This window comes from Candidatus Pelagibacter sp. HTCC7211 (assembly GCF_000155895.1).
GTDB lineage: Bacteria > Pseudomonadota > Alphaproteobacteria > Pelagibacterales > Pelagibacteraceae > Pelagibacter.
The window spans coordinates 1-14182 of record NZ_DS995298.1; the positions used below are offsets into that span (position 1 = coordinate 1).

General features: G+C 25.8%; 15 protein-coding genes. 5 read left to right on the top strand and 10 right to left on the bottom strand.

Annotated elements, in window-relative coordinates:
* Positions 1-54: 54 nt before the first annotated feature.
* From PB7211_RS00005 to PB7211_RS00020, 4 genes are read right to left on the bottom strand one after another with little or no spacing between them, the layout of a single operon-like run.
* Positions 55-639 carry a sulfotransferase family protein gene (locus PB7211_RS00005; protein ID WP_008546113.1) on the bottom strand — a complete coding sequence of 195 codons (585 nt, stop codon included), beginning with the start codon at positions 637-639 and terminating at the stop codon, positions 55-57.
* Positions 636-1598 (bottom strand): sulfotransferase domain-containing protein, encoded by a 963-nt coding sequence (locus tag PB7211_RS00010; RefSeq protein ID WP_034398595.1) that lies wholly within the window; start codon positions 1596-1598, stop codon positions 636-638. Before PB7211_RS00010 ends, PB7211_RS00005 begins: the two co-directional genes overlap by 4 nt.
* Positions 1582-2262 carry a pseudaminic acid cytidylyltransferase gene (pseF, locus tag PB7211_RS00015; protein WP_034398597.1) on the bottom strand — a complete coding sequence of 227 codons (681 nt, stop codon included), beginning with the start codon at positions 2260-2262 and terminating at the stop codon, positions 1582-1584. Before pseF ends, PB7211_RS00010 begins: the two co-directional genes overlap by 17 nt.
* Entirely contained in the window at positions 2263-3219 is a 957-nt protein-coding gene (locus PB7211_RS00020; RefSeq protein ID WP_008544789.1) for a class I SAM-dependent methyltransferase, read from the bottom strand.
* Positions 3220-3305: 86 nt separating this feature from the next.
* Between PB7211_RS00020 and PB7211_RS00025 the strand changes: the two genes are divergently transcribed.
* From PB7211_RS00025 to pseC, 3 genes are read left to right on the top strand one after another with little or no spacing between them, the layout of a single operon-like run.
* On the top strand, positions 3306-3758 hold the full coding sequence (locus PB7211_RS00025) for a WxcM-like domain-containing protein (protein ID WP_008545466.1): 453 nt from the start codon (positions 3306-3308) through the stop codon (positions 3756-3758).
* 7 nt (positions 3759-3765) lie between these two features.
* Complete coding sequence (locus PB7211_RS00030; protein ID WP_008545131.1) at positions 3766-5148, top strand: NAD-dependent epimerase/dehydratase family protein; 1383 nt, start codon at positions 3766-3768, stop codon at positions 5146-5148.
* A gap of 1 nt (position 5149) precedes the next feature.
* Positions 5150-6331, top strand: a complete 1182-nt coding sequence (gene pseC / locus PB7211_RS00035; protein WP_008545380.1) for a UDP-4-amino-4,6-dideoxy-N-acetyl-beta-L-altrosamine transaminase — start codon at positions 5150-5152, stop codon at positions 6329-6331.
* A gap of 99 nt (positions 6332-6430) precedes the next feature.
* Here pseC and PB7211_RS00040 read toward each other — a convergent pair whose 3' ends face one another.
* The 5 genes from PB7211_RS00040 to PB7211_RS00060 all read right to left on the bottom strand — a co-directional run bounded on the left by PB7211_RS00040 (position 6431) and on the right by PB7211_RS00060 (position 11938).
* Positions 6431-8146: an ABC transporter ATP-binding protein gene (locus PB7211_RS00040; RefSeq protein ID WP_008544859.1), complete on the bottom strand. Its 1716-nt coding sequence runs from the start codon at positions 8144-8146 to the stop codon at positions 6431-6433.
* A 71-nt stretch (positions 8147-8217) separates the two neighbouring features.
* Positions 8218-9174: a GDP-L-fucose synthase family protein gene (locus PB7211_RS00045; RefSeq protein ID WP_008545792.1), complete on the bottom strand. Its 957-nt coding sequence runs from the start codon at positions 9172-9174 to the stop codon at positions 8218-8220.
* A gap of 33 nt (positions 9175-9207) precedes the next feature.
* Entirely contained in the window at positions 9208-10257 is a 1050-nt protein-coding gene (gmd, locus tag PB7211_RS00050; protein WP_008544990.1) for a GDP-mannose 4,6-dehydratase, read from the bottom strand.
* Positions 10258-10275: 18 nt separating this feature from the next.
* Positions 10276-11268, bottom strand: a complete 993-nt coding sequence (galE, locus tag PB7211_RS00055; RefSeq protein ID WP_008544312.1) for a UDP-glucose 4-epimerase GalE — start codon at positions 11266-11268, stop codon at positions 10276-10278.
* Between the two features lie 124 nt (positions 11269-11392).
* Positions 11393-11938: an SIS domain-containing protein gene (locus PB7211_RS00060; protein WP_008544452.1), complete on the bottom strand. Its 546-nt coding sequence runs from the start codon at positions 11936-11938 to the stop codon at positions 11393-11395.
* Positions 11939-12100: 162 nt separating this feature from the next.
* Between PB7211_RS00060 and PB7211_RS00065 the strand changes: the two genes are divergently transcribed.
* Positions 12101-12457 carry a hypothetical protein gene (locus tag PB7211_RS00065; RefSeq protein ID WP_008545884.1) on the top strand — a complete coding sequence of 119 codons (357 nt, stop codon included), beginning with the start codon at positions 12101-12103 and terminating at the stop codon, positions 12455-12457.
* Here PB7211_RS00065 and PB7211_RS00070 read toward each other — a convergent pair.
* Complete coding sequence (locus PB7211_RS00070; protein WP_008545862.1) at positions 12454-13311, bottom strand: hypothetical protein; 858 nt, start codon at positions 13309-13311, stop codon at positions 12454-12456. The genes PB7211_RS00065 and PB7211_RS00070 overlap by 4 nt on opposite strands.
* 108 nt (positions 13312-13419) lie before the next feature.
* Here PB7211_RS00070 and PB7211_RS00075 point away from each other — a divergent pair, with 108 nt between their 5' ends.
* A complete protein-coding gene (locus tag PB7211_RS00075; RefSeq protein ID WP_008544520.1) occupies positions 13420-14178 on the top strand; it encodes an SDR family oxidoreductase in 759 nt (252 codons plus the stop codon).
* Positions 14179-14182 lie beyond the last annotated feature (4 nt).

Genomic DNA, 14182 nt, shown 5'->3' on the forward strand with positions numbered 1-14182 from the left:
CCATATCAATTATTACTTCCCGTCTTATTTTTTAAATTATTTTTAGTAAAGTTATTAGTAAAAATAGAAAGGTTTGACTATTTTATTTTTTAAGAGTAATGGGATTTGACAAAGAATTTGTTTTTCAACCAAACCTAAATCTGAATTTATCCAAGAATTCACTATATCTATTGGATTTCGATGAATATTAATTATTTTTAAATTTTTAATTTTTAGATTTTCCCAGAATTTATAAAACCATATGCCATCATGTGCATCGAGAAGCATATGTGTATTGATTTTTTCATGATGAGCTAAAACATTTGGTCCTCTCCTTAAAAAAATCCTTTTTTTATATAACTTTGGGCTTTTCGATTGATATACACTTGTTTCGTCTTCTTCTCTAAAATTCATATTTCTGCCAATTAACTGCTCATAGTAACTTAAATCTAATATATGCTGACCCATGAATCTTGCACTTTCTGAACTAATTTTATTAAAGTTATATAAAATTGAAAGTTGATCTAAATAATAAATTTTTCTTAACATCTCTACATTTGTGAGACTTGCAATAATTGGAGAAACCATACTCTTGCCTGAGGTATGAGTTCCTGTCACTAAAATTAAATTTTTTAAAAAATTTTTTTTTATAAATTTCATTTTTTTTTATATAATTTTTCCAACTTTATTAATTTTTGTTTATATTTATCGCTGATATTGTGAATGATCTTATCTCTTCTATTTTTGCGAATCGAAAATAGATTATCTCTATTACCATTTTGTTTTTTTATTTCTAGTTGAGTAAAACTACTTTTTTTTAAATTTAAGAATTTCTCAATTTTGTTAATTTCAATATCTGTATCTTGAACTAAAGTTTCAAATTTTAAAAGTAAAAGATTTTTTTTATATTTTTTTTTATATTTTAAATAATTCGTTTTTTGAATATTATATAATTTATCTAATAAAAAAATTGTTTTTTCATATACATTGTTCAATTTAGCGAATTCATTTTCGTGTCCCTTACACCAGAATGGATATGAAAATTTTTTTTTATAGTTAAAGGCTAACGTGCAATTTCTTGGGTTTGAATAAAATTGACCATAATATTTTTTTTCTTTCCATTCAAAAATTAAATCAACTGGATGTCTTTCTATAAAGATAACTTTTGATTTTTCAAAGGATTTAAAAATAAAGTTAGGATTTATCAATATATCATGGAACATTATTGGATAATAATTTTGACTTTTTCTAATATCTTTTATTTTTAAATCACCTTCTATTATAGATTTTTCTCTCTGAAGGTAAATTTTTGAATTTCTATATCTATCTATTGAAGTATAATCGAATTTTCTTCTATTTAAATCTCTTCCAATATTAAGATTATAGATTTTCTCGTTAAAAATGTGCTTAAACAAATAATATGCACTTTCATTACTTAACATTTTTAAATAATTTAAATAATAAATATTTTCAGCAGCTGAATTATAAATAAACATTTCTGTTTTATTAAATGTAGAAACAATTGGGCATAAAAAACTTTTCCCACTTCTTGTAACACCACCTATAAATATTAGTTTGCTAGTTAAAATATTGATTAAAGGGTCATTTTTTTTTTGCATAAATTTCGGCTTCTTTCCAATCTCTATTATTATCAATATCAACTGATTTTGTGCGTGGTAACAGTAATATATTTGAATTTTTTATAAAAACACTACTTTCTTTTTTCCATAATTTTTTTGTTCCCCAATAAAATTGGCCTGCATCAATATATGTATTTGGTAAATCTTGAGTTCTAGTATTTTTGAAATCAGCTTGAATCAAATTAAGCTTTTTTTGTTTAAAATAAAAAGCTCTAAGATTAGATCTTGGAAGTTTATTGCCAGCAAATATAAACCCTTTTAAATTAGATTTTTTTAAAAATTTAAGACCCTCTGATAGATATTTAGCTCTTAAAAATGGTGTTGCAGGAAAAATACAACAAACATTATTAAATTTAAATTTTCTATTTTCTAAATTTTTTATTTCAAATTTTATTACGTCCATAATTGTTGTGTGTGCATCGGATAATTTTGAAGGTCTAGGATATAGAACTTTTGCACCGTATTTAATTGCGTATTGAGCAATTTTTTTGGAGTCAGTTGATACAAAAATATCTTTGAATAGTTTTGATTTTAAAGCTGTTTTTATTGACCAAAAGATAATTGGTTTTCCATTAAATATTTTAATATTTTTATTTTTTATTCTCTGACTATTTTTTCTTGCAGGTATTATAGCTATATTCATCTATAGCTTCTTATTTGGTTTTGATAAAAAAACAAAATTATCTGAAATTTTTATCAAAAAAATAAATATCTTTTTATCTAACAAATACTGTAAAATTTTATTTAAAGTTTTTTTTATTATACTATTTTCATTTTCAGACGCGTACAAAAATGGTCCTCCATAAAACTTGGTTACCCGAAAATCGTTATCTTCGATTGTTCTTTTTAATGTGGAGAAAGAAAAAATTCTTTTATGAATTTTATATTTCCAACTATTAGATTTTTGATTCATAAATTTTGAATTAAAAAATTTATTATTTTCATATTTTAAAAAATATTTTTTTATTTTTGACTCAAAAATTATATCTTTAAAAGATAAAGAATAAGAATAAATATATTGTTCATTTGTAAAATACCAAATTATACATTTGAGCAATTTTCTAAAACTTACTAAATCATTAAGTGTAAACATGTTTCCTTGACCAATAATATAGTGACCATCATGTTTTAAAACTCTCTTAACTTCTAAAAAATTATTTGAAAGTTTTCCAGCATAGTGAATGGCTCCACAAATTATTACTAGATCAAAAAAATTATCCTCAAAATGAAACTTTTCCTCCAAGCTTCCTTGATAAAAATAAGCCTGATCATTTTTAATATAGTAAGAATAATTCTTTTTTGCATTCTCATACAGATGTTCAGAGATATCGACACCATAATATTTAAACCCTCTTTCTAAAATTTTTCCAGCAGTTTCAGCGCCTCCATATCCAAGCTCTAAAATTCTCGAGCTTTTTGGTAAATTAAGTTCATCTAATAATTTGAGAGTCTTTTCTTGTCTAATCCAGTAGTGTAAATGAGTATCAAAATCAGATTTATAAGTTTGTCCATGCCACTTTTGTTTTGTGTGTTCTGAATTCCACCAAGATTTTACTGCTTCTTTATGTTTGCTAAGAGAAGAGGTTTCTAAATCATCCATAGAGTTTGAGAATTAAATTTATTGTTTTAAAATATAATAAATATATATATATTTTAAAATATCATTAATGTTAACTAATTTTTGTTATGAAATCAAAAGGTATAGAAATTATCAAAGTAAATACTGCCTATGATGATAGAGGTGATATTGTATATTGTAACGAATTTAACTTCATAAAAAAAAAAATTAAAAGATTTTACCAGATTACTAATAATAACATAAATTTTATTAGAGCTTGGCATGGTCACAAAAAAGAAGATAAATTTTTATTAGTTCAAAAAGGAGTATTTAAAATTTGTGCTGTAAAAATTGATAATTGGAAAAGTCCTTCAAAAACATTGTCTGTTAAGGAATTTGTAATAAATGCCAACTCGCCTAAAATTTTATACATTCCAGGTGGGTACGCTCATGGTACACAGAATTTAAAAGCTGATTCTAAACTTATGGTATTTTCAACATTTTCATTACAGCAAACCATTGGAGATGATTATAGATTCAAAAGCGATCTTTGGTATGATTGGAATATTCAATTTAGATAAATCTTAGATGGCTAAATTTTCAAGTATTACAGAAAACAATACAATTCGCTTAGCCTTTAAAAGACTACATGGAGAACATGGAAAAATATTGGCCGTAATTGATAAAAAAAAATCTCTTCTTGGAGTGATTTCTACCGGTGATTTACGAAGGGCAATTTTAGATGGTTATAATTTAAATGATAAAATAAAAAAAATATATAATCGTAATGTAACTTATGTTTACAAAGATGAACTGGAAAAAAAGAAATTAAATAAAAGTAATTTTGGCAGTGGCAGTTTAGGAGACTCAACCTTTTATGTGCCTATAGTAAATAATAATAAAAAAGTTTATGACATGATACCAGTTGAAAAGGTCTTGGCAACTCTTGAAAATAGAAAACTAATGCCCAGTAAAAAAAAAAGAACGCTACCAAAAATTTTAATAGTAGGTGGGGGTGGTTTTATTGGTACTGTTTTAGCCTCTAAACTTTTAGAGAAAAACTACCACGTCACAATACTTGATAAATTAATTTATGATCATAAAATAATTAAAAAAAATTTTAACAAAAAAAAAAATTTAAATTTCATATTAGGTGACGTCTGTGATTTAAATACCCAAATTAAAGCAATAAAAGAAATTGATATTGTGGTATATTTAGCAGAGATAGTTGGGGATCCTGCCTGTAGTGCTAAGCCTGAAGATGCTCTTAAGACGAATTATTTATCAGTACTGAGTTTTGCACACCTCTGTTCACATCTTGCTATTGATAAATTTATCTATACGTCTTCCTGTAGTGTTTATGGATTAGATAAAAATAATAAACTTTTAAATGAAAAATCTAATCTAAACCCAGTTTCTCATTATGCACGAATAAAAATCATGTCAGAAAAAGCATTATTATCTAGCTCAAATAATTATTTTAAACCAACAATAGTAAGGCTTGGCACAGTATTTGGTCCTTCAAAAAGAATGAGGTTTGATCTTGTGGTAAATACAATGTCAAAATTTGCTTATTTTAATAATAAAATTGATGTTTTCGGTGGAAATCAGTGGAGACCAAATATACATGTTGAAGATGTAGCTGATGGAATAATTTCAATAATAAAGTCGAAAAAGAAGAAAATAGAAAATCAAATCTTTAACTTATCAAATGATAAATTAAATTTACAAATAATTGATATTGCCGAAAAAGTAAAAACCACATTCAAAAATGCAAAACTTAATGTTATAAAAACTTCTACAGACCCTAGAAATTACAAGGTTACTTCAAGAAAAATCAAAAATAAAACTGGTTTTGTAGCAAAGAAAAGTATTGAAAATTCATTAAAAGAGATAAAAAATATGTTTAGATTAAAAAAAATAAAAAACCCAGATAATAAAATCTACAATAATTTTTTGAGTTTGAAATAGTATGCTAAAAAGATTTTTACCTTATAGCAGACAAAACATAGATAATCGTGATATTAAAAGTGTAATTCAAGTTTTAAAATCAGATTTTATTACACAAGGACCAAATATTAATAAATTCGAAAAAGAATTTGCTAAATATGTAGGGGCTAGATATGCAGTTTCTTGTGCAACTGGTACAGCTGCATTACACTTATCTTGTTTAGCTCTTGGTCTTAATTCTAAATCATCTTTGTTAACCTCAAGTATAACATTTGTAGCCTCTGCTAACTGTGCAGAATTTTTAGGTGCTAAAGTTTATTTAACAGACGTTGATAAAGATACATATTGTATGTGTCCAACATCATTAGAAAAATTACTTAAAAAAAATAAAATAGATGTTGTTGTGCCTGTTCATATGTCTGGTCATAGCTCAGATATGAAAAAAATTTATAGATTAAAAAAAAAATATAATTTTAAAATTATAGAAGACTCATGTCATGCACTAGGAGGCAAATATAACAAATACAAAATTGGCTCTTGTAAATATTCAGATGTATCAACATTTAGCTTTCATCCTGTAAAACCTATCACAACTGGAGAAGGTGGTATGATTACCACAAATAATAAACAAATTTATGAAAAATTGTTAATTTATAGAACCCATGGGATTATAAAAGACCAAAACAAATTTCTTAATAAAAAAAATGCATTTGATAAAAAAATTGTTAACAGATGGTATTATGAAATGATAGATTTAGGATATAATTATAGATTAACTGATATTCAGTCAGCGCTTGGTCTGAGTCAATTAAAAAAATTGGATGAATTTACAGTTAAAAGAAATAAAATTGCAAAAAGATATGATGAAGGGTTTAAAAAAAATAAAAACATTATTACACCTAAAGTCAATAAAAATATAAATCATGCTTATCATCTCTACACTATTTTAATTAACTTTAAAAAGATCGGCAAAACAAGAAATGAAATTATGACAGAATTATTTAACAATAAAATTGGAAGTCAAGTTTTATATATCCCTGTATATGAACAACCTTATTACAATAAAAAATATAAATTTAAGATTAAAAACTTTAAAAATTCACAAAATTATTACAATCAAGCTTTAAGCATTCCAATTTTTCCTGATTTAAAACTTAAAGAACAAGATTATATAATTAATCTTATAAATAAAATTACGAATTAATTATTTTCTATTAATTAATAACATTGTTATAATTCTAAAATTGATAGTTGCTGATAAAATAAAATTTGAATTTTTATAATTAGATAAGATTATTAAATTTTATGAAAATGAACTAAGATTTTTATTACTAGTTATGATTTTATCAAATGATCCTTGATCTATAACTTGACCTTTTTGAAGTTTAAATATCACATCACAATTTTTAACTGTGTTTAGGCGATGGGCAATTAGGATAATCGTAATATCTTTCTTGCCAAGGTTATTAACTGCTTCCATAACTACCTCCTCAGTTTGATTATCTAATGAACTGGTTGCTTCATCTAGAATTAATAATTTTGGATTATGATATAACGCACGTGCTATTCCAATACGTTGTCTTTGACCACCTGATAATCTTACTCCTCTTTCACCAATTGTAGTTTGGTATTGTTTGGGCAATTCTTCTATGACAAAATTATGTAAATTTGCAATTTTAGCAGCCTTTTCTACAGCCTTTTGATCAATACACTTAGTCTCCACTCCAAAAGCAATATTATTAGTCACAGAGTCATCAGAAAGATAAATGAATTGTGGCACATAACCAATAGATTTTTGCCAAGATCTTGAGTTTTGTTTAGTAATTACTTTTCCATCAATTTCTAAAGTTCCCTTTTGAGCTTCAAGTAATCCTAATATAATATCCACTATTGTAGTTTTTCCACTTCCAGTTGCACCAACCAGTCCAACTGTAGATTTTGCAGGAATATTAATACTAATATCATTTAAGGTTATTCTTGATGAATTTGGATAATTATAATGAATATTTTTTAAAGTTATATTTTCATTTAAAGATATAACTCCCTGATCTTGATTTTCATGAGAAGGTTCCAAATTTTTGATATCATAGTATAATTTATCAAGAGCAGGCCCAACAAATGTAAATTGAGCAAAAGAGGAATATAGTACTTGCAATGCAGGTAAGAGGCGATATCCTGCAAAAACATAGAGGCTTATAATAGGTAAAGCATTGTTAAAGTTTCCTGTTTTTGTCATCATATAAAGTATTAATAGGATTATGCCACCAAAACCTATTGCTTCTAAAAAAAATCGAGGTAATTGAGCTATAGTTGATGAAGAAGCCTGAGCTTCTGCAAAACTATGTGCAGGATCAGAAAAACGTTTAATATATACTTGCTCTAAACCTCCAACTTTAACTTCCTTTGCTGCACCAAATGCTTCACTGATAGCTGAAAAACGTAACTGATTTTTTTTAAAACGCACCTTTCCAAGTTTTTTAAGATAGTTACGTATAGAATAAAAAATAATAACATAAGATATACCAAGTGAAGAACCAACTATAAGTGTAAGTTTTGGATCAGCTATAATTAATAAAGATATAATTGCAATTGCGACTAAACCTTTACTAACAAATCCTAAGAATGGATTTATACCATATCCAATTATTGCACCGACTTCTGATAAAATATTTTTTCCAAGCTCGGCACTATTACGACTTAAAAACCAACTATAGGCTTGTTTTAGATATCCTTCTACTAAACGTTTGGCTATACCGTATTCACACATTTGAATAAATCTAATTTGTGCGTAAAATGTAAAAGCTTTAAAGATAAGTGTAATAACTAATGTTACAAATACTAAAACTCCTAATGCAAACAGAAATTGTTGAATATTTTCAACTCCAAAATTGTAGGAAGCTTGATATAAAATATTTAAAGCTAAATTTGTATCAACAATACTGGGATTAGTTAAAACTGCCATGAAAGGTAAGATTGATGCTACTCCAATCATATCTAACAAAGCGCCTATTGTGATCATTATCAATAATAATACTAGGCGTTTACGCTCATTAGAATTAAGTAAAAACAGTAATTTTTTAAATGTTTCCATTAAAGCTTTATGTAATCTTGATATGTTTTTAAAAGTCCGTTCTTTAAACTAATTTTTGGTTTAAAGCCAAAATTATTTATTTTTTTACTATCTAAAAACTTTCTATGACTTCCATCAAGTTTCGAGTGATCAAAATTAATTTTTCCTTTAAATCGAACTACTTCTTTAATGATTTCTGCAAGTTCTTTAATAGTAAGATCTTCACCACTTCCAATATTTATATGACTACACATAGGTAAAACATGCTTATCATAAATTTTTTTATTTATATTCATAAGATGGATACTTGCATTAGCCATATCATCTACATATAAAAACTCACGTTTTGGTTTGCCAGTACCCCAAATAGTTACACTTTGTAAATTATTAACCTTTGCTTCATGAAAACGGTAGATTAGTCCTGGAACTACATGGCTATTTTCAGGGTGATAATTGTCTCCTGGTCCATAGAGATTTGTTGGCATTATACTTCTATAGTCAATATTATGACTTTGGGCGTATTGACGGTTGTAACTTTCACACATTTTAATCCCAGCAATTTTAGAAATAGCGTAAGGCTCATTAGTTGGTTCCAACTTTCCAGTTAATAACTCATCTTCTTTCATAGGTTGGTTAGCATTCTTAGGATAAATACAACTAGATCCCAAAAATAATAGCTTTTTGATCCCACCTAAAAAAGAACCGTGAATTACATTTGTTTGTATCATCAGATTTTCATAAATAAATTCTGCAGGATAAGTATTATTTGCATGAATACCTCCAACTTTTGCAGCTGCTAAATATACTTGATCTATTTTTTGATATTTTAAAAAATTTTGAACATCATCTTGGTTTAATAAATTAAGTTCTTTTTTTTCTTTAGTAATAATTTCTACATTTTGTGTTTTTAAATTACGGATTAAGGCTGATCCAACCATACCATTATGTCCTGCTATAAATATTTTGAGTTTAGACATCTCTAATTCTATTTTTGTAATATATAACCAAGCTTAAAGATTATTAAGTGCATCATTTTTTGCTAACTTTAGATCTTCATCGATCATTTCTTTTACTAGTTGTTCAAATGATATTTTAGGAACCCAGTTTAATTTATCTTTTGCTTTACTGGCATCTCCAAATAAATTTTCAACTTCTGTTGGTCTAAAATATCTTGGATCTACTTTTATGATATCTTCACCATTAAAAGAACCAACTTCATTTAATCCTTTTCCATTCCAATCAATTTTCATATTTAGATTTTTTGAAGCTAAATTGATAAAATCTCGAACTGAAAATTGTGTACCAGTTGCAATAACAAAATCCTCTGGTTTTTGTTGTTGTAACATTAACCATTGCGCTTCAACAAAATCTTTAGCATGTCCCCAGTCTCTCAATGAACTTAGATTTCCTATATATAAATTTTTTTGAATTCCTAATTTTATTCTTGCTAAAGCTCTTGTGATCTTCCTAGTAACAAAAGTTTCGCCCCGAACGGGGCTTTCATGATTAAATAAAATTCCATTACAAGCATAAATACCATAAGCTTCTCTATAATTTACTGTTATCCAGTAAGCATACAATTTAGCAACTCCGTATGGACTTCTTGGATAAAATGGTGTCTGTTCATTTTGAGGAGTTTCTTTTGTAGCTCCATATAATTCAGATGTCGATGCTTGATAGTATTTTATTTTTTTTTCTAATTTTAAAATTCGAATTGCTTCCAAAATTCTAAGGGCTCCTAAAGCATCAGAGTTTGCAGTATATTCAGGTTGCTCAAAGGATACTGCAACATGACTTTGTGCAGCTAAATTATAAATTTCATCAGGCTTAACTTCTTGGATAATTCTAATTAAAGAGGTTCCATCTGTTAAATCGCCATGATGTAAAATAAAGTTTCTATTTTGTTCATGAGGATCTTGATATAAATGATCTATTCTATCTGTATTAATTAAAGAAGTTCTTCTTTTAATGCCATGTACTTCGTAACCTTTATTAAGTAAAAATTCAGCAAGATAAGATCCATCTTGACCCGTTATTCCAGTTATTAAAGCTTTTTTCATATAAACTACTTCTTTATATTAAAGAATTTTCTTAATATCTATCATAGCTTGCTTAAGATCATATCTATATTTCCAATTTAACTCTTTTATTGCTTTATTAGCACTACAAAAAGACTCTGCCACATCTCCTGTTCTTCTTTTTGTAAATTTAAAAGAGATAAGAATTCCAGTATGCTTTTCAAATGACCTTATCACTTCTAAAACGCTTGACCCTTTACCAGTACCAAAATTATAAATCTTTAAACCTTTTTTTAGTCTATTGTTTTTTATCATTGCAACGTGTCCGTCAGCTAAATCCATCACATGAATATAATCTCTTACTCCTGTTCCATCTTTAGTTTTATAATTTTTTCCAAATACTTTTAATATAGGTAATTTTTTTTGAGCAACCTTTATAATGCAAGGAATTAAATTATTTGGAATACCCTTAGGGTTTTCTTTTATTAGCCCAGATGAGTGATTGCTTATTGGATTGAAGTATCTTGCAATTCTAATACTCCATCTATAATCAGATTTTACAAGATCCATTAAAATTCTCTCAATAATATATTTAGTATTACCATATGGGTTTTTAATATTTCCAGTTTTGTTTGTTTCTTTTAAAGGTAGTAGTTGATTGTTATCATAAACGGTAGCTGATGAGCTGAATATTAGTTTGAATACGTTGCTCTTTCTCATACACTCCAACAAAGATAGTGTAGATCCAATATTGTTGTCAAAATAATCAATTGGTCTTCGAATACTTTCAGCAACTGATTTTAAACCTGCACAATGAATTACAGCATAACAAGAAATTTTTTTAAAAATTGAGATTAACTTTTTTTTGTCCCTTATATCAACATCATAAAAAGTTATTTTCTTGTCTGTAATAATTTCTAAATTTTTAATTACACTACTACGGCTATTTGAAAAATTATCAAGAATAATTGGATTATAACCATTTTTAAATAAAGATATAGCGCAATGAGAACCAATATACCCTGCACCACCTGTGATAAAAACATTTTTCACTTTTTAATTTTTTGATTATTTAATTTATTATTACCTAAATTAGCGATCTTCAATATAATAATAAATAATTTGTTTATTATTGATAGCTTAGATGTAACCTAAAACGTATAAGTTCTTATTTAAGTTAAAACTTTGCTTTTGCAATAAAATCTACAATTGAGAGAAGCCAAATATGATGAGTCATTTCTATTATATTATAGTTTTTACTATTTAACCATAAATTTATATTTCCAATTTTTCTTACTTTATTTTTTCCATCAAAACCAGTAAGTGTAATTACTTTACAACCAATTTTTTTTGCAAAATTTGCACCATTTATAATATTTTTAGACTCTCCACTACTACTAATGCAAATTAATAAATCACCTTTATCAGCATAAGAAGATAAAGCTTTTTTAACCCAATTTTCATAACCGTAATCGTTTGAAAAACAGGTTAAAAGATCAGCTTCATTAAAATTAATTGCTCTTATCTTGCACATCTTTGTTAGATCAACAGTGACATGACTTGCTATAGCAGCACTACCACCATTTCCCACTATAATAACTTTTTTTTTATCTTTTTTAATTTTTTTTAAAATTTCAACAATCTTTAAAAAATTTTTATTGTCATAATTTAAATGAATTTTAGAAAACTTATTTAGATAATTTGTAAAATAATTTTTTTTCATAATAGATATATATATAGGTAAAAATTATTTTTATATAATAATTTCAATTAAAATTTAGAGTAAATTATATAATATATAAAAACAAAACTATTCGTTGTTTTAATAAAAAAAAATTGATTAATCAAAAATTGTTTATTATTAACTTAAATATAATTTAATTTTATGAAGTTAAAAACTATCTGTTTTGATATTGATAATATCATTTGTAAAACTAATAATAAAAACGATTACTCAAAATCGTCACCTATAAAAAAAAATATAAAGATTATAAATAAAGCTTATGATAAAGGGCATAACATAATTCTATATACAGCAAGGTATATGGGTAGATGTAATGGAAACTTAAGAAAAGTAAATAAACTAATAAAACCTTTAACATTAAAACAACTAGAAAATTGGAGGGTAAAGTATCATAAAATTTATTTTGGAAAACCAAGTTTTGATTTATTTATTGATGATAAGTCTCTATTTTTTAAAAAAAATTGGGCAAATTTGTTAAAGAAAAAATTAAAGATTTAAATTATTAATTGTGATTTAGATGCTTCATTTAATAAATTTAAATCCTCTCTACTAATAATTTCGTAATTTTTTTTTATTTGAGTTTTTTTATTGTAATTTTTTTCAAAAAATTCATCATATGTGAAACTTTTAAATTCATTTGAACTTATTCCCTTTGGAAATATAGTAATTACCTCCATATCATGTGTTAATTTTTTGATTTTTTTTATATAGGACTCATAAATTGGTTCTCCAATCCGCGGATCGCTATTTGAATAAAAATGGCCCTCGAGCTTAGGCGTGCCTAAATAATCACAGCCAATTAATATTATTCTCTTAAAACCTAAATATTTAGAAATACCGATCATTATCCCCAAAGAACCCTCTGTACAATTGAAATTGTTAGTCAAATCATATTCAAACTCACCATTAGTTGATTTGAGATCTTTAAAAGAATAGAAAAAATTAAGCAATTTGGGTCTCTTAAAAAAACCATAATAATTTGATAAATTTATAAAAAATCTTGTCTGCTTAGCTTTTTTAAAAATATTTTTGTAAATTTTAAGTCTATAATTAATATACAACTTAGATTTATAACGACCACTATAGTTAAATGGATAAAAATCATGTTTTTGAGGAATTACATAAAAATCTGGTTTTAAATTCTCAATTTCTTTGTGGAACATGGCATATGTTGTTCCCATATAAAAGAAACCTTCATGCCTTTTTATATCAAAATATTTTATTGAGCCTCCATTTCCTATAATTACACAAGAATTTCCTTTATATAAATTCTCTAAAGTTTTGTTCTTTTTTAATTTACTTTTATGTAATCTCCAAAAAAAGTTTAAAAAAGATTTTATTAATAGCTTCATATTTTTTTATTATATCATTACTTTTAGAAAAAAAATATGAGTTTAATCTAATTTACTTGTTTCAAAATTATTTAATTTAATTTATTATTCAAAAAAAGAGCCGTTGCTATGAAATTTAAAATTAAAAATAAAACAGCACTTATTATTGGAGCAAGTAAAAATATAGGTAGAAGTATCTCAGTTGCTCTAGCAAAAGAAAAAGTTGCACTGATTATGGTAGCTAGATCAAGAGATAAATTGACTAAATTAAAAAAAGAAGTTGATAAATACTCAAAAAATAACTCTATAATAAAAATAGACCTGAGTATAAAAAGTAACATTAATAAGCTTATTAATAAAGTTAACAAAAATCATAAAAAAATTGATATAATTATTCATAATTTAGGTGGATCACTTAGCATTAAAGATCCATTTGCTTCATCTGTAAAATGGTCAAAAGTTTGGAATATCAATTTGGGTTATGCTATTGATATTAATAATTTTTTTATCCCTAAAATGGCTTTAAATAAATGGGGTCGTGTCATTCATATATCTTCAGCAATAACAACTTCTTTTGATGGATACTCACCATATGCTTCCGCAAAATGTGCCTTAGAGGGATATATTAAATCTGTCAGTAAAGTAGTTTCAAGAAATAATGTTATTATTAGTGGTATAGCACCTGGATTAATTGATAAAGAAGAGGGATATTTTAATTATTTAAAAAATAATAATATTTTAAAATTAAATGAATATTATCAAAATAAATTACCTATTCATAGAATGTGTACGCCAGCTGAAGTAGCAAATACAGTAAAATTTTTATGCTCTGATCTTTCTTCATATCTTCCGGGTGTAATTATTAAACAAGATGGTGTGGGAAATTGAAAAA

Excerpts from the sequence above, each read along its gene's own strand:
- PB7211_RS00060 (WP_008544452.1), bottom strand. The coding sequence starts at position 11,938 with ATGAAAAAAAATTATTTTACAAATTATCTAAATAAGTTTTCTAAAATT.
- PB7211_RS00025 (WP_008545466.1), top strand. The coding sequence starts at position 3,306 with ATGAAATCAAAAGGTATAGAAATTATCAAAGTAAATACTGCCTATGAT.
- PB7211_RS00070 (WP_008545862.1), bottom strand. The coding sequence starts at position 13,311 with ATGAAGCTATTAATAAAATCTTTTTTAAACTTTTTTTGGAGATTACAT.
- gmd (WP_008544990.1), bottom strand. The coding sequence starts at position 10,257 with ATGAAAAAAGCTTTAATAACTGGAATAACGGGTCAAGATGGATCTTAT.
- PB7211_RS00010 (WP_034398595.1), bottom strand. The coding sequence starts at position 1,598 with ATGCAAAAAAAAAATGACCCTTTAATCAATATTTTAACTAGCAAACTA.
- PB7211_RS00030 (WP_008545131.1), top strand. The coding sequence starts at position 3,766 with ATGGCTAAATTTTCAAGTATTACAGAAAACAATACAATTCGCTTAGCC.
- PB7211_RS00045 (WP_008545792.1), bottom strand. The coding sequence starts at position 9,174 with ATGTCTAAACTCAAAATATTTATAGCAGGACATAATGGTATGGTTGGA.
- pseF (WP_034398597.1), bottom strand. The coding sequence starts at position 2,262 with ATGAATATAGCTATAATACCTGCAAGAAAAAATAGTCAGAGAATAAAA.
- PB7211_RS00005 (WP_008546113.1), bottom strand. The coding sequence starts at position 639 with ATGAAATTTATAAAAAAAAATTTTTTAAAAAATTTAATTTTAGTGACA.
- pseC (WP_008545380.1), top strand. The coding sequence starts at position 5,150 with ATGCTAAAAAGATTTTTACCTTATAGCAGACAAAACATAGATAATCGT.
- PB7211_RS00065 (WP_008545884.1), top strand. The coding sequence starts at position 12,101 with ATGAAGTTAAAAACTATCTGTTTTGATATTGATAATATCATTTGTAAA.
- PB7211_RS00020 (WP_008544789.1), bottom strand. The coding sequence starts at position 3,219 with ATGGATGATTTAGAAACCTCTTCTCTTAGCAAACATAAAGAAGCAGTA.
- PB7211_RS00040 (WP_008544859.1), bottom strand. The coding sequence starts at position 8,146 with ATGATCACAATAGGCGCTTTGTTAGATATGATTGGAGTAGCATCAATC.
- PB7211_RS00075 (WP_008544520.1), top strand. The coding sequence starts at position 13,420 with ATGAAATTTAAAATTAAAAATAAAACAGCACTTATTATTGGAGCAAGT.